The sequence below is a fragment of the Kordia antarctica genome, assembly GCF_009901525.1.
Taxonomy (GTDB): Bacteria; Bacteroidota; Bacteroidia; order Flavobacteriales; family Flavobacteriaceae; genus Kordia; species Kordia antarctica.
In genome coordinates this window covers 3309740-3327842 of the sequence record NZ_CP019288.1, presented here as the reverse complement: position 1 = coordinate 3327842, position 18103 = coordinate 3309740, and the positions used below count along the sequence as shown (strand labels likewise).

The 18103-nt window shown below is 33.6% G+C and carries 15 protein-coding genes; all 15 read left to right on the top strand.

The genetic code is table 11. The features are described from left to right. Positions 1 to 3: 3 nt before the first annotated feature. Positions 4 to 1254 (top strand): NHL repeat-containing protein, encoded by a 1251-nt coding sequence (locus IMCC3317_RS13820; protein ID WP_160130085.1) that lies wholly within the window; start codon positions 4 to 6, stop codon positions 1252 to 1254. Positions 1255 to 1269: 15 nt separating this feature from the next. Further along, entirely contained in the window at positions 1270 to 3123 is a 1854-nt protein-coding gene (asnB, locus tag IMCC3317_RS13815; protein ID WP_160130084.1) for an asparagine synthase (glutamine-hydrolyzing), read from the top strand. Further along, positions 3123 to 4244 (top strand): glycosyltransferase, encoded by a 1122-nt coding sequence (locus IMCC3317_RS13810; RefSeq protein WP_160130083.1) that lies wholly within the window; start codon positions 3123 to 3125, stop codon positions 4242 to 4244. The genes asnB and IMCC3317_RS13810 overlap by 1 nt, the downstream gene beginning before the upstream one ends. After that, entirely contained in the window at positions 4245 to 5477 is a 1233-nt protein-coding gene (locus IMCC3317_RS13805) for an O-antigen ligase family protein (protein ID WP_160130082.1), read from the top strand. It begins immediately after the preceding gene. Then, positions 5478 to 6836, top strand: coding sequence for a hypothetical protein (locus IMCC3317_RS13800; protein ID WP_160130081.1), 1359 nt, complete (start codon positions 5478 to 5480; stop codon positions 6834 to 6836). It begins immediately after the preceding gene. Beyond that, positions 6833 to 8026, top strand: coding sequence for a hypothetical protein (locus IMCC3317_RS13795; protein WP_160130080.1), 1194 nt, complete (start codon positions 6833 to 6835; stop codon positions 8024 to 8026). The genes IMCC3317_RS13800 and IMCC3317_RS13795 overlap by 4 nt, the downstream gene beginning before the upstream one ends. A gap of 75 nt (positions 8027 to 8101) precedes the next feature. Further along, positions 8102 to 10216, top strand: coding sequence for a bi-domain-containing oxidoreductase (locus IMCC3317_RS13790; protein ID WP_160130079.1), 2115 nt, complete (start codon positions 8102 to 8104; stop codon positions 10214 to 10216). 50 nt (positions 10217 to 10266) lie between these two features. Then, positions 10267 to 12147, top strand: a complete 1881-nt coding sequence (locus tag IMCC3317_RS13785) for an alginate lyase family protein (RefSeq protein WP_160130078.1) — start codon at positions 10267 to 10269, stop codon at positions 12145 to 12147. Continuing rightward, the gene (locus IMCC3317_RS13780; protein ID WP_160130077.1) at positions 12148 to 13395 is read left to right on the top strand and encodes a glycosyltransferase family 4 protein; all 1248 of its coding nucleotides are present in this window, start codon (positions 12148 to 12150) and stop codon (positions 13393 to 13395) included. Then, entirely contained in the window at positions 13395 to 14000 is a 606-nt protein-coding gene (locus IMCC3317_RS13775; protein ID WP_160131922.1) for a sugar transferase, read from the top strand. Before IMCC3317_RS13780 ends, IMCC3317_RS13775 begins: the two co-directional genes overlap by 1 nt. Before the next feature lie 5 nt (positions 14001 to 14005). Next, on the top strand, positions 14006 to 14782 hold the full coding sequence (locus IMCC3317_RS13770) for a TauD/TfdA family dioxygenase (RefSeq protein WP_160130076.1): 777 nt from the start codon (positions 14006 to 14008) through the stop codon (positions 14780 to 14782). Further along, entirely contained in the window at positions 14770 to 15519 is a 750-nt protein-coding gene (locus IMCC3317_RS13765; RefSeq protein WP_160130075.1) for an aldo/keto reductase, read from the top strand. Before IMCC3317_RS13770 ends, IMCC3317_RS13765 begins: the two co-directional genes overlap by 13 nt. 2 nt (positions 15520 to 15521) lie before the next feature. Next, positions 15522 to 16133: an acetyltransferase gene (locus IMCC3317_RS13760; protein WP_160130074.1), complete on the top strand. Its 612-nt coding sequence runs from the start codon at positions 15522 to 15524 to the stop codon at positions 16131 to 16133. A 29-nt stretch (positions 16134 to 16162) separates the two neighbouring features. Further along, entirely contained in the window at positions 16163 to 16774 is a 612-nt protein-coding gene (locus IMCC3317_RS13755; RefSeq protein ID WP_228054801.1) for a sugar transferase, read from the top strand. 163 nt (positions 16775 to 16937) lie between these two features. Continuing rightward, the gene (locus tag IMCC3317_RS13750; protein WP_160130073.1) at positions 16938 to 18071 is read left to right on the top strand and encodes a DegT/DnrJ/EryC1/StrS family aminotransferase; all 1134 of its coding nucleotides are present in this window, start codon (positions 16938 to 16940) and stop codon (positions 18069 to 18071) included. Positions 18072 to 18103: the final 32 nt, after the last annotated feature.

The window sequence follows — 18103 nt, the reverse complement described above, 5'->3', positions numbered from 1 at the left end:
GTTATGAAAAAATTCAGTTTTACGCTACTTACAGTACTTCTAATACTTTCTTCGTGTACTAGTTCAGATGAAAATAGTGAGAACACTAATACGAACCAGAACCCAGTAAATGACTTTTCAACATTGCAAGTAAATTTTGATTTAACAGCAGAAGAAGGTTCTTGTTTTGATTTAACCTATGCAAATTCGGCTTGTAGAGATCACATATGTATAAAATGGAATTCAGTACAAGGAGCAGATAACTATAAAGTTTTTGCCTCAGATGCTATAAACGGTACATATACTTTACTAGAAACAGTTACGGAGACGTATTATTCTAGTGTTGATTTTGAATTTAACACACCTTATTTCTTTTATGTAGTTGCTTACAGTAATATTCATGGAGATGGTTTGGCATCAGAAACATTAGAATTGGAAAGATGTCAAACCTATGTGGCTTCAGAAGTTATTACAAGTATTGTTGGACCAGAACGTGTTAATTCTACGGATCTTATGAACAATAAATTGTTTGTAGCTTATGAAACTAACAATGGTGGTAGTAACTTACTTATAATAGATGCTAGCACAGGAAGTTTGCTGTCTATGTTCAATAATAGCTTATTTAATGATGCTAAATTAGTTAGAGTAAACTCTAATGAAGATATATATGTATTAGATAACAATCATAAAAGAATACGACGCTTTAATTCTCAAACACAAGATGTATATTCAGAATCCATACAAACATCTGTCAGAATCAATCATTTTGATGTAGATAAAATACAAAATAGATTATTTATAAATAAACAAAACTCTTTAACTATAGAGGTATATGATGCGGATTTTAATGTATTAACTCCAATTAGTATAAGCGCAGATTATAATCGTATAAATGGAATTACTTATGGTGCAGATAATAAATTATATATTTTAGTTTCTACAGTAGCTTCAACAAAAAACTCTCTTTTAGTTTATTCATCTCAAGGAGTATTACTAAATGTATATACGGAACCTTTTGCAGATCGAGTTACGAAAATTTTTCAAGTAGATTCACAAGGACATTTATATTCGCTGGAATGGACTAGTACTGAGTATTTAATAAAACATGTAATGGAGGAGAATAGTATTAATATAATTTCAAGTATTACCCAAATGACAAGTTATCCGACTGTTTATAATATAGTATCAGTAGATGATACTTATAATGTTTTCATAGTAGCCACAAATCATTCTGCGAATCCATTGAAAATAATAAAATTTGAGCCAAGTAATTAAATAGAATAAAAATGTATGTGCGGAATTTTAGGAATTATTAATTATAATAAAATAATAGACAAAGACACGAGTACGATGGCTTTAATGCAACAAGAAATTTTGCATAGAGGTCCGGACGATCAATCTATTTGGAATGATAACTCAGTTGTTTTTGGACATAATAGACTTTCTATTATTGACTTGTCAGATCAGGCGAATCAGCCGATGAAATCTGTTGACGAATCGGTGGTTATTTGTTTTAATGGCGAAGTATACAACCATGAAGAAATCAAAAAAGACCTCATAGGCAAACAACAGTTTAACACGAACAACTCAGATACGGAAGTAATTATTAATGCCTACAAAGAATGGGGATTAGATAAAACATTAGAAAAACTAAAAGGAATGTTTGCCTTTGCTATTTATGACATAAAAAAGCAAACAACCTATATTGTAAGAGATAGACTGGGAAAAAAACCACTATACTATGCTTCCATAAAAGATAAACTTTACTTTTCATCAGAAATTAAAGCATTATTAAAATCTGACGAAATAGACAAATCAATCAATGAAGAAGCAATTTACCATTACCTTTCTTTATTAACGGTAAATGCTCCGAACACATTTTATAAAAACATAAAAAAATTAGAAGCAGGAAATTACTTAAAAATTGAGGCTAACGGAAACATCACTCAAAAAGAATATTGGTCTGTTACTGATGCAATAAACACAATATCTAGTGATTCTTATGAAGAAGCAGAAGCCACTTTTAAAGAAAAACTAGAAAAATCAATGGTGTTGCGTAACGTTTCCGATGTTCCAATTTCTATTGCATTAAGTGGCGGAATTGATAGTTCGTTAAACTTACATTACAGTTCAAAAATAAGTCCAAATATCAATGCTATAAATTTGGAATATGAAACGAAACACGAATTTAATGAATCTGTAAACGCAAGAAAATATTCTAAATCATTAGCTATAGAATATCATCAAATGCAAATTGATCAAGAAGAATTTGAAACGCAACTTATAAAACTAATGAGCATTCAAGCAGATATGCCTTTTGGCGATCCAAATTCTGTATTGCTCTATTACATTTCCAAAAAAGCACGCGAAATTGGCTCTAAAATAATTTTAGTTGGTGAAGGCGGAGACGAATTAGGCGGTTATCCTGTGTATACCAATATGCAACGAGAATATGATATCATAAAATGGATTCCAGGATTCTTAAAAAGATTCTTAAAATACATTCCGCTCTCAAAACCGTTCGATTTCTTTTACAAAGGAAAAATAGTTTCTAGAAGACAAGTACATGGCTTCACCGAATCTGAGAAAAAAACATTCTGGAAGAAAAACGACTACAACACCTATGAAATTTTAGGTAAATTAATGGATGAGGTTACTGTAAAAAGTAAAGACTCTTTTCTGAAGAAAGTTTTAAACATTGAATACAAATTAAGACTACCCGAATTAATATTACCTAGAGTAGATTACCCAACAATGGCAGCGAGTGTAGAAGCGAGATCGCCTTACATGGATTATCAATTAATAGAATATTGTGCCGGATTACCATTTGATTTAAAAATGAAAAATGGTCCCAAATCAATAATCAAAAGTATGGCGAAAGAAATTCTTCCCGATTATATTGTAAATGGTAAAAAAGTAGGATTTGGAATGTTATTACATCCTTTTTTAACGCTTTCATTGCCAAAAATGTTTCAAGAAGAAGTACTTAATGATGAAGCTGCTCCAATAAAAGAATATCTAAAAGAATCTTTTCTAAAAGAATTAGGCTCTAAAAAAGAAGTATCTCCTAAGTTAGGCTATAGAATTTGGATTATTTATTCATTAAACAAATGGTTGATTAATCATGAAAAACTAGCGAAATAATGAAAGATATTTTATTCTTTATCTCACATCAGCCGAATCCGAGGTTTGTAAAGCAAATCAATTTCTTAGCAAAAAACCATACAGTAACATTGGTGTACTTTCACAGAGAAACGTTGGCTACACTTGATGATTCTATCGCAAAAAATGTAATTCGTCATAACTTAGGCGGTTTGCCAAATGCTTCACAAGCATTCAAAAGAATTTGGGTATACATCAAAGCGATTAGGCAAATTAGAAAAATTCTTTCCAATTCACAATTCAATGTGGCGTTGGTAAACAATATTGATGTCATTATTCTATACCTAATGGCAAGTTTCAAATTTGGTAAAAAGAAACACAAACCAAAACTAACCATTGAAATTTCCGATTTGCGAGAGTTTGTCTTTGCAGACAGTTTTATGAGCAAACGCATGCGATCGTTGGAAAAATACTTGTACACCAAGCATATTGACAAACTCATTGTGACCTCTAAAAAATACTATAGCTATCATTTTGAAAAATTCTTTAAAAAAGAGGTCTTTGTATTGGAAAACAAAATGCTTTCAACAGAATTGCAACATGATACTACGATTCAAAAGCAACAAACTGAAAAAACAGTGATCGGAGTTGTTGGGTTACTGTTGCGAAAAGATGAATATATCAAACTATTTGAAACCTATAAAAACCATCCGAATGTAGACATTCACATTCACGGAAAAGGACAATACGAAAACGTAGTGAAAGAATATGCTGCAAACTATGATAACATTACGTATTTCGGGCCGTACAACATGTTTACAGATGCACAACGCATTTACAATTCTGTAGATATAATCTATTTAGTATACGACATTGATCAAACTTCATTGAACAATCGTTTGGCATTGCCAAACAAACTATACGAATGTATGTACTACAAAGTGCCAATATTGTGTAGTAAGCAAACATATTTAGAAGAAATAGTGATGGATTTGGGCATTGGAACTTCCGTAAATTACAAAGAACCAAACGCTTTAGAAGAAGCAGTGAGTTATTTGACACAGAATACCGACCGTTTACAAAATAATTTTTCGTCTTTACCTGAAAAGATGTATTTTGGCGATGAAGATTACGAAGCACTAGAATCTTTTTTAGCCAACTAAATGCAACAAAAAACGTCTCTGATCCAATTTTTTCAAAAGAACAATATTGACATTATTTTTCTACTACTCATTGGTGTTGTAGGAACCTTTACACAGGAAAAAATAAATCCGATATTCATTTTTTCACTCATGATTGTGCAAGGATTCATCATGTTTCGAAAAAAAGAAAAAATTCACTTCAAAACCACGACGTACTTTTGGCTCTTACTTGCGCTCTATGCGCTAAATATTGTCGGAATGTTATATACACAAGATGTTTCACGAGGTTTCAATACCATTACGCGTCAAATCAGTTTTGTGTTGTTTCCGATTTTTTACACGGTATATCGTGTCAAAAATATTGACTTTCTTCTAAAAGCATTTGTAATTTCTATTTTTGGGTTCATTGTTATCTTTGAAACGCATACGCTGTATCGCTTCTTTTACAAAAGTGATATTTTTCCATTAGATTTAGAATTGTTTTTTTCCTATCGATATACGGGCGCGGAACTCACCAAAGTTTTTGAAATGCACAATTCGTATTTCGGAATGTACATTATATTCGCACATGTTATTATCTTAGATTACATTCGCAAAGCGACCAAAAACTACCTCATTATTTTACTAGTATTATTATTGGTTGTACAATCCTTATTTCTTTTTCAAACCGTAGCAAAAACAGCCATTGTACTCAATGCTATTATTATTTCAACGTCATTAATTTACTTTCTTGTTAAAAGCAGAAGTTTTAAAATTCTAGGATTTTCGTTACTATTAATTTGTATCACAGGTTGGTTTGCCACGCAACATTTAAATTTGCCGCTAAGCAGAATTAGCGATCGTTTAACGGAATTGTTAGAAGGAGAAGATTCGGATAGAATAACGCGTGCGCGAATTTGGAAAGCTGCAATTCCTGTTATCAAAGAAAACTATCTCATAGGTTCAGGAACAGGCGATGTAAAACGCTTTCTGCATGCCGAATTTGAGAAAAATAACATTCCACTGCGCAGTAATGTGCACAATCAATACTTAGATTATCTCATGCGATTTGGAGTGTTAGGATTGGCGCTTTTCCTTACCATTTTTGGCTATTCGCTCTTTCAAGCAATCAAAACAAATAATTATATCTATTTTTGTTTCACAATAATCATTATGATTTGTTGTTTTACAGAAAATATATTGAGCAGGCAATGGGGAATTACGTTCTATGCGGCTTTCAACTATTTGCTTTACTTTCAATACCCAAAAAAATAAATGACGATTACATATATACTCATATTTGTCTTACTATTCCACATCATTCTATTCAAAAAGATGATTTTCAGATGGAATACGTTTGGGATATTCTTTATCGCTACTATGATATTTTCTGTAGTTGGTGTGATGGCATATCCATTTATGATAGATTATGTAATGATCACATTCAACACGTTTAAGCTAGAGCTGATAACGAGTCAAGAAATCATCAAAACACAATTATTGGTCGTCGGCGGATTGCTCACCGTATTATACTCATATACAATTGGGATTTGGGCATTATATGGACGCGTGGAATGTATAGATCATTTCCGAATGGAAGCACCGATTAAAAATAATTTGAGCAAAACAAACTTCTACTTTATCCTACTTCTCATCTTTTTATTTCTGTCTGTATATCTCTTTATCAAAAGAGATATCTTAATTACAGGTATTGTAGATGGACTTATTGGACGACAACCAACAGCATTATTAATATCTAGGATTGGCATTACTTCAAACTATTTATATGTAGTTATCACATACAATTTACTGCCATTTCTTACTATTGTGGCGTTGTATGTTTCCATGAAAAGAAAAACGCTGGTCAGTAGAATACTTTTCATTGGGTTATTCATAGTATCGTTTTCTTTAATTCTATTACTATTTCAAAAACGCCCGTTAATTATATTTCTACTGTCTTTATTGCTGTCAGCATTTATATTTAGAAAATACATTCACATAAAAGAAAAGCGAATTCTAACAAGAAAAGAAAAGAAAAAATTACGCCGCCGTTATGCACTTATTGGACTCGCGTTATTTTCCATATTAATATTACTTTATTATTCAGGAACTACCTATCAATTTAAAAGTGTATTTTCAGGAGTTACAAAACTAACAGAAGTTGTACTTACGCGTATTTTTGGACGATTGGCGCTTCCTGCATTCTGTTATGTGCATTACTTTCCCAATGTAGAAGGTCATTATGGAATTACAAACATTGGAACGCTGAGTAAAGTATTCCGATACCAAACATTCTTAGATTCAAAAGAAGTATTTTTACACTTTACAAGAACAGATGAAAAACAAGGATCATTAGCAATAAATAGTATTTTAGATTTCTACGGAGCCTTTGGATATTACGGACTAATCATTGGGAATATGATTTTAGGGTTTTTTCTTTGTGGTTTAGATGCATTTCTTAATCGGTTGGAAAAAAACAATATCAACTTAATCTTTATCATCTTTTGTTTCGTATTTGCGTATTACTTATCGCAAGCAAGTATGGCGAGATCATTATTAGGATACGGATTTTTCTTTTTTGCGATTACTTGGATGTTTTTACAAAAAGGATTTAAAGTGAAATTGCGCCCATGAATTTTATCAAAAAAAACATAGACAGCATTGTAATATTTTTTTTGATGGCATTCTTCGTAAGTGACTTTCTTACAAGTATCACCTTTAAGCTTGTGCCAAATTCTTTTTACCGATACTCAGGAATTGTAAAACTAGTATTTGAAATATTCATGGTATTCATGATCATTACACAATACAAAAAGCCATTTCGAACACTGTGGTTTATTCTCGGAATTACGGCATCATTCATCATCAGTCAATTACTGCTAAATTCGCCGGAAGGCTACAACCTACAAACAGAATTTTTGAGTGGTAACATCTATTTCTTTAACAGATATATATACCTACTCATCTTTGCATTATTTATCAAAACGATTCCGCTAAAAGAAGAAACCTATCAAAAAATATATACGTATTTCGAGTATTTCTTATATGTAAACGCAATTGCGTTAATTTGCGGATATATATTCCATATAGAATTATTTAGATCCTACGAATACACGGTTCGATTTGGTGTTACAGGCTTTTTCTCCAAACCCGGAGAAGCAAGCTACATGTACATGATTGCAGTTGCGGTTAACTATTATTTTTGGATCACAAACAAGCAAAAAAAATACGGCTACAAACTGTTATTTTTTATCGCATGTTCTCTCTGTTTAGGACAAAAAAAGATGCTGCTTTTTTTACTGCTTTTAGGCATCGTATTCTTAGTGCGTCACAACCGATATAAAAAGATATTTAGTTGGACATTGGGAGTTTTAGCAGTAGGATTCTTCTTTTTCAAGGAAACAATATTAACGGAACTCATTAAAAGTTCTGACTTTTGGACAGTTATTTACAATGAAAGCGGATTGTTATCAACAGTGACATCTTACAGAGATCAATTATTGATAGATACCATGAATCACATGAATGAAAATTGGAGTTTCCTCAACTATATTTTTGGCGGATTGGACTTTAATACATTCAAAGTAGAATTTGAATTCATCGATCTCTACATATTTATGGGAATTGCAGGGATTATTTACTATCTCTATGTGGTTTCAATGCTTTTCAACGGAAGTGATTTAGTCAAGCGAAACTTAATCATCATTACATTTGTTACAAGCTTACTTTCCGGAGGACTTTTATTAAACGTCACTGCGGCAATCCTTTTTTATATCGTAGTAAAATATGTGATGAAATCTAATAAAAACGTACCTAACGGATAATTGGACAAATTCTTGGGTTAGTGTCAAATTAAAAAGTAAATTTGCGCAGAATTTGTAAAAATCAAAAAAGACCATATGAGACAAATACTACAGTCGTTCAAGACAGGAGTGACGGAACTAGCAAAGCTGCCAGCACCAAAAGTAAAAACAGGACAAGTATTAATAAAAACGACTAGAAGTTTAGTTTCATTAGGTACAGAACGCATGTTAGTGGAGTTTGGAAGAGCTTCACTCATACAAAAAGCAAGACAACAACCAGACAAAGTAAAAATGGTGTTGGATAAAATAAAGACCGAAGGATTAATGCCTACGTTAGAAACGGTCTTCAACAAACTAGAACAACCACTTCCTTTAGGATACTGCAACGTTGGTAAAGTAATAGAAGTTGGAAAAGGTGTCACAGACTTTAAAGTAGGTGACAGAGTTACATCAAACGGGCAACACGCCGAATTTGTTTCCATTCCGCAAAACTTAGTAGCACACATTCCTGACAACATCACTGACGAAGAAGCCGTATTTACGGTAATTGGCGCAATTGCATTGCAAGGAATTCGTTTGGTCAATCCTACAATGGGAGAAACAATTGTTGTCATTGGTTTAGGTCTTATCGGGTTGCTAGCCGCAGAAATGTTAATGGCAAATGGTTGTAAAGTTATTGGATACGATTTAGACGATAACAAAGTTGCCATTGCCAAAGAAAAAGGTATCATCGCGTTCAATCCGCTCAAAGGAAATGATCCTGTAAAATTTGTATTAGAAAACACGAATAATGTTGGAGCCGATGGCGTATTAATTACAGCTTCTGCAAAATCGAACGCTATTATTTCACAAGCGGCTCAAATGAGCAGACAACGTGGACGCATCGTTTTAGTTGGTGTTATTGGATTAAATATATCAAGAGCAGAATTTTACGAAAAAGAATTAAGCTTCCAAGTTTCTTGTTCTTACGGGCCAGGAAGATATGATGACGATTACGAACAAAAAGGAATCGATTATCCATTACCATTTGTACGTTGGACAGAAAAGCGAAACTTTGAAACCGTATTGCAACTCATTTCCACAGGAAAATTACAAGTAAAAAACCTCATTTCCGAAGTTGTTGCATTAGAAGAATATGAAAAAATATACGGAGAAATTGGTACTTCAAAATCAATTGCTTCCATCATAAAATACGACGAAAGTACGCAGCCAGAAAGCACGATAATTGTCACTAAAAAAGAAGGACAACCAACAAAAGGCGTGATCGGATTAATTGGTGCCGGAAACTTCACGAAAATGACACTGTTGCCTGCATTAAAAGGAACAAATGCACACATAAAGCACATTGTTTCTTCAGGTGGCGTAAACGGAACTGCACTTGCCAAAAAACATAACATTGCACAGAGTACTACAGATTATGAGCTGGTATTAGACGATAAAGATGTAGACTTAGTAATGATTACAACGCGTCACAACTTGCACGCGGATATGGTGATCAAAGCATTAGACAAAGGAAAACATGTATTTGTTGAAAAACCACTAGCGCTTAATCATGAAGAACTAGAAGCAATCGAAGAAAGTTACCAAAAAAGCAACGGAACCTTAATGATTGGTTTCAACAGACGTTTCTCTCCACACACGCAAAAAATAAAATCATTAGTAGGCGATGCGCCAATGAACGTAATTGCTACGATGAACGCAGGCGCAATTCCGCCAGAAATTTGGGTGCATGATATGGAAGTCGGTGGCGGAAGAATCATTGGAGAAGCGTGTCACTATTTAGACTTAATTGTATACTTAACAGGAAGCAAAATCAAAGCAGTTTGTATGAATGCATTGGGCGAAAATCCAGCAGAAAACACAGACAGCGCTTCTATTTTAGTAAAACTAGAAAACGGTTCTACAGGAGTTGTCAATTACTTTGCAAACGGATCAAAATCGTACGCTAAAGAACGATTAGAAGTATTCTCACAAGAGAAAACACTCATCATGGACAACTTTATCAAAACAACAGGTCACGGTACAAAAGGGTTTTCTAAACTTAAAACGAAATTAAACAAAGGGCACAAAGCACAATTTGGACAAATTCTTGAAAAAATAAAACAAGGTGATATTGCTTTAATTCCGTATGAAGAACTCATAAATGTAACAAAAGCAAGCTTTGCAGCTATTCAAAGTTTAAAAGAAGGAAAGTGGATCGAAATAGAATAGCAGTATAATAGTAAAGCAGTAACATTCGTTCTAAAATAATTATATAAATCATGATTCAAAAAATAAAAAAGATAGCCAATCTTATCTCAAACATGGGATTCCGCTATCTGTCTTTTAGAGTCATATATATGATTAAATCGAAATTAGGATTTCAAAAAAAGGCATATCCTATTAATCCGAAAGAAGAAAAACAGATTTCTCTAGAAGATTGGAAAACGAACTTGCCGCCATTTTTCTTTTACGGGAAAAACATTCCCAACGTACCAAAAGAGGAAAAAGAAATATTGAAACAAACCTTTGAAGAAATTCAAAAAGGAATCTTTACATTTTTCAACAAAACGAAAATAAAACTTGGTACAGAATACAATTGGATGGTCAATCCAACTACTGAATATCGCTACAATAGTAACAAACATTGGTCGGAAGTAGTTGATTTATCCAAAGAAGCAGGCGATATCAAATACGTTTGGGAAAAAGCGCGTTTTTCATTTCTGTATGATGTTATTCGTTATGATTACCACTTTGAAGATGATCAATCGGCATATGTTTTAAGTGAAATTGAAGATTTTATTACCAAAAATCCAATCAATCAAGGACCAAATTACAAATGCAGTCAAGAAATCAGTTTGCGTGTCATGAATTGGACATTTGCGCTGTATTATTATAAAGATTCGCCACAGCTAACCGAAGCAGTATTCCAAAAAATAATGCACAATATCTATTGGCAAATTCATCACGTATATCAAAACATTCATTTCTCTAGAATTACGGTTCGAAACAATCATGCAATTACAGAAACGTTGCTATTATACCTTTCGGGAAAATTATTTCCGTTTTTACCAAATGTAGCTGAATGGAGCAAAAAAGGTAAAAAATGGTTTGAGCAGGAAATTGAGTATCAAATCTATGAAGATGGTACATTTTTGCAATTCTCTATGAACTATCACAGAGTCGTAATTCAATTACTTACTTGGGGAATTCAGTTGGCAAAGCTCCACAATGATAAATTTATAGATGTCGTATACGAGCGCGCACAAAAATCGCTCAATTTCTTAGATGCATGTATGGATCCTGTCACAGGAAAATTGCCAAACTATGGTTCCAATGATGGCGCATTATTCTTTAAACTTACCAATGATGATTACAGAGTTTACCGATCACAATTAGACGATTTGCGCGCGGTATTAAATGGATATACGTATTTTACATCAGAAAGTTCACGTTGGTACGGAATTCATCCAGAACAAAAATCATCTGTAAAATTACCTGAACTCAATACCTTTGAAAAAAGCGGTTACTATATCATTCAAGATGAAAACTGTAAAACATTCATCCGTTGCGGCGCTTACAAAGACAGACCTTTTCAGTCAGACAATTTACATCTAGACATTTGGGCAAATGGAATCAATTATTTACGCGATACAGGTTCGTACAAATACAATGCAGAACTTGGTGATGTGAAGTATTTCAATGGTACGGAAGGGCACAATACAATAAGTGTAGCTAAAGAAGATCAAATGCTCAAAGGCGGACGTTTCATTTGGTATTATTGGGTTAAAAAAGCCAATGCAAGTGTAACAAAAGAACAAGATATTTTCAAGTTTGATGGAACAATAAAAGCCTTCAAACAACTTGGAAACAATATTTTGCATACCCGAAAAGTAACAAAAAAACAGGGACAAAACCATTGGGAAGTTACAGACAGCATTCAAAACCAAGGAAACAAAAATATATACCAATATTGGCATTTGCATCCAGATCATGTAAATGATATAGAAATCAGTACAACGGATAAAAATGGTGAGCAACTAGAACCGCTCATAGAAGAAAAATGGTTTTCTGGCTACTATGGAGTCAAAGAAAAATCAATAAGGCTTACATTTGCAAGCAAACATAATGTGTTCAACACTTCAATACGGATTAAACAATAGATGAGAATATTACTAATACACCAAGCCTTTTTAGAAAAAGGAGACGGCGGTGGATCTCGTTTCAATGAAATGACCCAAGTTTGGGCAAGTCAAGGACACGAAATTACAGTGCTTGGCGGAATGGTACACTATACAACTGGAAAAAAAACACCGAGATACAAAGGGAAATTCACGTTCAAAGATGAAGGGTTCTATGAAAATGTAGATGTCATTCGTTGTCACATTTCGGAAAGCTACAATGTGAATTTTTTAGGTAGATTGTGGGCATATTTTTCGTTTGTATTTTCTAGTATTTATGCAGGATTATTTAAAACTAAGGGAAAATTTGATGTCATCTTAGTGACGTCTCCACCTTTATTTGTCGGAATTACGGCGTATGTGTTATCGCTTATAAAACGAACTCCATTTGTATTTGAAGTGCGTGATCTTTGGCCAGAATCGGCTATTGATGCAGGTGTTTTAAAAAATGGAATGATCATTAAATTTGCCTATTGGTTTGAAAAATTCATCTACAAAAGAGCAAAACTAATCAATGTATTAACGCCCGCTTTTCGCGATAAACTAATCAACGATAAAAAAGTACCTGCGGAAAAAGTAATCTTCATTCCGAATGCAGCCGATTTTACCTTGGCGGAAAAAATACAGGAAAACTTTGATGCAAAAGCCTTCAAACAAGAACTTGGATTGGCTGATAAATTTGTAATAACGTATGTTGGTGCGCATGGTGTGGCAAATCATCTCATTCAATTACTCGATGCAGCAGAACATTTACGAGATACAAATGTGGTATTTCAACTCATTGGTTCGGGAATGCGTAAAGATGCATTAATCAAAGAAACAAAAAGTAGAAACTTAGAAAATCAAGTCATTTTTAGAGATCCTGTTTCCAAACAAGAAGTCTTTAAATACATTTTATCTTCTGATATGGGCGCATCTGTATTAAAACGTGTAGACACATTCAAAACCATTTACTCAAATAAAACGTTTGATTATATGAGTTGTAAAAAACCTATTTTACTTGCTATTGAAGGAGTTTCTAAAGATTTAGTAGAAACTGCAAATTGCGGTATCTGCGTCATTCCTGAAGATGCTAACAGCATTGCCAACGGAATCAAAACGTACAAACAACAAGAAGCACTTCATAAAGAACACGGACAAAATGGATACGAATACGCCAAAATACATTTTGATCGCCAAAAATTGGCAGTAGACTACATTGAACACATAAAAAAATCAGTAGAAAAATGATTTACGGATCCATCATAAAACCGATTGCAGATTTCGTTGCAGCATTTATCATGCTGTTGGTACTTTCTCCAGTTTTTATAATCATTTGCATCATTCTCGGAATTAATAATGGTGGTTCGCCATTCTTCTTTCAATCACGTGGTGGGAAAAATCAAAAAATATTCTATGTCATCAAGTTCAAAACAATGAACGATAAAAAAGATGAAAAAGGAGAATTATTACCAGACGATGTACGATTAACGAAAGTTGGAAACTTTATTAGAAAAACGTCTTTAGACGAATTACCACAACTAATCAATGTGCTAAAAGGAGAAATGAGTTTGGTAGGTCCAAGACCTTTCATGTCAGAATACCTAAAAATATACAATGACTTTCAAAAAAGACGTCACGAAGTTCGCCCAGGAATTACAGGTTGGGCGCAAGTAAATGGCAGAAACAATATAAGTTGGCAACGAAAGTTTGAATTGGACGTGTGGTATGTTGATAATAGAAATATACTACTCGATATTAAAATTCTTTTTTTAACTTTGTTAAAAATTATCGTCCCCAAAGACGTAAACAAAGAAGGAGAAACAACAACTGTTAAATTTAACGGAAAAAACTAGATATTATGGAATTCATTACGGACGTAAAGCTGAGAACAAACGATCCTGTGGAAGCTGCAAAAGTTGTAAAAGAAGCATTAAAAAAGTATAAAGTAATCAAAGTAGTACCGGAATGGTATTTAGGTGAATTACGCGGCTTTTACGATGTGTTTACAAGTGAATTAGGAGATCCGATAAATATTGGTGAAGACTTTACTCAAGCAGGAGCACAAACACATGAAAAGTGGTTGGAAATTCGTTATGACGATGATATTCCTGATTTGGCAGCATACAGACATAGTAAAAACGCACAACCGTTACATACGGATGAATCTTACATAGCTGACCCAGCAGACATTATGTTATTTTACAGCATAAACAAAGCTATAAAAGGTGGAGCAACAACGTTTATTGATGGTCCAGTATTGCTTGAGTTTTTAAAAGAAAACAATCCTGAATTATTAGAAAAATTGACATCAACCGATGTTCGTTACCGAAAAGCAGGAGAAGAACGTACAGAAAAAATAATAGACATTAAAGAAGATGGATTAATTCATTTCAACTTTAACTATTACTGTGTAGATCCAAAGGAAACGGAAGCAAACAGAGCGTTAAACAAAGAATTCTTTGACTTTCTTCAAAATTATGTAGCACATTCACACATGATTGAGCAAGTAACACTCAATCCTGGAGAAGCTGTTTTATGGTGGGACGAATTGGTATTGCACGGACGTACTTCATATGATGTAAAGAAAACGAATGATCGTTTTATCTGGAAAACAGGATTTAAGTGGAAAAACTAAAAAAAGAACTTGAATTAAGTCGAATCACTTTGGGAACCATGCGTTTCTCAGACAAAGGTTTAACTGAAACACAAGTTATACAACTCTTAGAAGAATCATGGGAAGCAGGAATTACTTCTCATCATTCTTCTTCTGAATATAGTTCCTACGAATTATATACCAAAGCGTTGCAAAAAAGTAGCATCCGAAACAACGTTAAGCATTTAGTAAAAATATCTTCTCCTCACTTTGAAGATGATACTTTTTCAGGGAAAATACTTGAAGAACGCGTTGATGCACAACTCAAAACATTACAAATTGATTGTATTGATGTATTGCAATGGTTAGTACGTTCAAAACCAATTAATGATGCAGACAGATTGCGTACATTACAAGACAAAAAAGAGGAAATTAAAGAAATATTAACGTCGCTCAAACAAAAAGGAAAAATCAAATCGGTATTCAGTTTTCCGTATTCAGTTCCATTTGCAACTGAAGTGATTAAATTTCCAGAAGTAGACGGAATTATTTCCTATCTTAATAAAGAAGAATTAGACTATGTGCCGTTTGCAACGAACAATCCATTCATAGCAATACGACCGTTATTTGCAGGGAAATTAGTAAAAGACGTTGCAAATATTGACGAAACCATCGCGGAACAACTTGCTTTCGTGGAAAATCATGCCAATGTAATTTCAACCATTGTCGGTATTAATTCCACAGAACAAGTAAAGACTTATAAAAAATACTTAAGCTAACTATGTATTTATACGGAGCCAGCGGACATGCAAAAGTGATTATTGACAGTATTTTGTCATCAACTTCTCATACCATAGAAGCTGTATATGATGATTATTCAGAGGAAGAAAGTTTGTTTACTATTCCTATTCGTAAAAATATAACTGAAATACCGTTAGAAGGTACATTTGTTATCAGTATTGGTGACAATCAAATTCGTAAAAAAATTTCCCAAAAACTTCAAACTCAGTACGAAACCATCATTCACGGATCTGCAACAATCTCTAAACTAGCTACTAAAATTGGCGAAGGAACTGTTGTCATGGCAAACGTAACGGTAAATGCAGCAACAACTATTGGAAAACATTGCATTGTTAATACCGCAGCCGTTGTAGAACACGATTGTAACATTGGTGACTTTGTACACATTTCGCCAAATGCAACACTTGCAGGAAACGTTACCATTGGCGAAGGAACACATATAGGTTCTGGCGCAGTCGTAATTCCAGGTGTAACTATCGGAAAATGGTGCGTCATTGGAGCTGGTTCAACAGTTATTGAAGACATTCCAGACTACACAGTTGCAGTTGGTTGTCCTGCAGTAGCAATAAAAAAGCATAAATTATATTCATAACGAATTAAAAAAAAGTAAAACATGTCTAGGTGTTAACTGTTAAACAAAAAATCACAAAACGTACATTTGACATTCTAATGGCAATCATTGGTATCAGCTTATTTTGGTGGCTCATACTACTATTGATAATCATAAGTTCTATAGATACTAAAAGCATTGGAATACTGTTGCAAAGCCGAATAGGATTGCACGGAAAAAAATTTAACATATACAAAATAAGAACCATGAGAAGCGATTCAAAAATCGAAGGTTCTTATCTTGCCATTCACAATGAACATAGAATTACAAAAATAGGCAGCGCGTTACGCAAATGGAAACTAGACGAATTGCCACAACTAATCAATGTGTTCCTTGGTAGCATGAGTTTTGTAGGTCCACGACCAGATGTGGCAGGATTTGCAGACAAACTCTCAGAAGAAGACAAAATCATTCTCTCAGTAAAACCAGGAATTACAGGACCAGCTTCTATTTACTTTCAACAAGAAGAAAAAATATTAGCTCAAAAAATAGCTCCTGAAGAATACAATAGAAATATAATTTGGGCAAAAAAAATAGAACTTAACAAAGAATATGTAAAAAGTTATAGCTTTGCAAAAGATATCAAATACATATTTCAAACTCTAATATCATTTGTTGTTTGAATTTGCTGAAAAAGAAAACAATGATTTTTTTCTTTATTTGAACTAAAATACGAAAGCATAGCCTTAGTTACGGTTTCTTTTTTTAGTAAAGAAGAAAGGGAAAAAGGGTGTTTTATTTCAGTAAATCCAAATGATAAATGATATAAAAAATACTATAAAGCATATGAAATCACGAATTTGGCTTTCATCTCCGCACATGGGCGGAAACGAATTATCATATATAAAAGAAGCGTTTGACACCAATTGGATTGCTCCACTTGGACCAAATGTAACAGGTTTTGAAGCAGACTTAAAACAGTTTTTAAACACCGAAAAAGAGGTTGGCGCGTTATCATCTGGAACGGCGGCAATTCACCTAGGGCTCATCTTATCAGGAGTTGTGGCTGGCGATGAGGTTATTTGTCAAAGTATGACTTTTTCCGCTTCCGCGAATCCGATTCTATATCAAAATGCAATTCCGGTATTTATTGATAGTGAAGAAGAAACCTGGAACATGTGTCCCGTACAGCTTGAAACAGCAATTAAAGCCAGCATCGCTAACGGAAAAAAACCAAAAGCAATCATTTTAGTACACTTATACGGAATGCCTGCAAAAACGGATGAAATAGTTGCTATTGCCAATAAATATGAAATTGCTATTATAGAAGATGCCGCAGAAGCATTAGGCTCAACCTACAAAGGAAAAAACTGTGGAACTTTTGGTACATATGCAGCATTATCATTTAACGGAAACAAAATCATCACAACATCTGGCGGTGGCGCAATTGTTTGTAATGACGAAGCAGCTAAAAACAAAGCCATCTTCTTAGCAACGCAAGCTAGAGACGAAGCAGTACATTACCAACATTCTGAAATAGGATACAATTACAGAATGAGTAACATAGTTGCAGGAATTGGTCGCGGACAAATGGAAGTCTTAGACAAGCACATTTCGCTTCGTAGAGACATGAATACATTCTACAAAAACATCTTCAAAAACGTGGAAGGTGTTACTGTTTTTGAAGAGCCAACCGACGACTATTTTTCCAATCATTGGTTAAGTTGTATCACGGTTGATGAAAGCAAAGCAAGTTTCACGCGAGAAGGATTACGCTTGGCATTATGGGAAGAAAACATTGAGTCCAGACCACTTTGGAAACCAATGCATTTACAGCCAATATTTGAAAAATATGACTATTATGGAACCAATGTTTGTGAAAACTTATTCAACACTGGACTTTGTTTGCCATCAGGATCAAATTTAACTACACAGGAAAAAGAACGTATTACACAAGTTATAGCCGCTTTTCTAGCATAGAAAGAAATAAATTAAGTAATTTGTGTCATTAA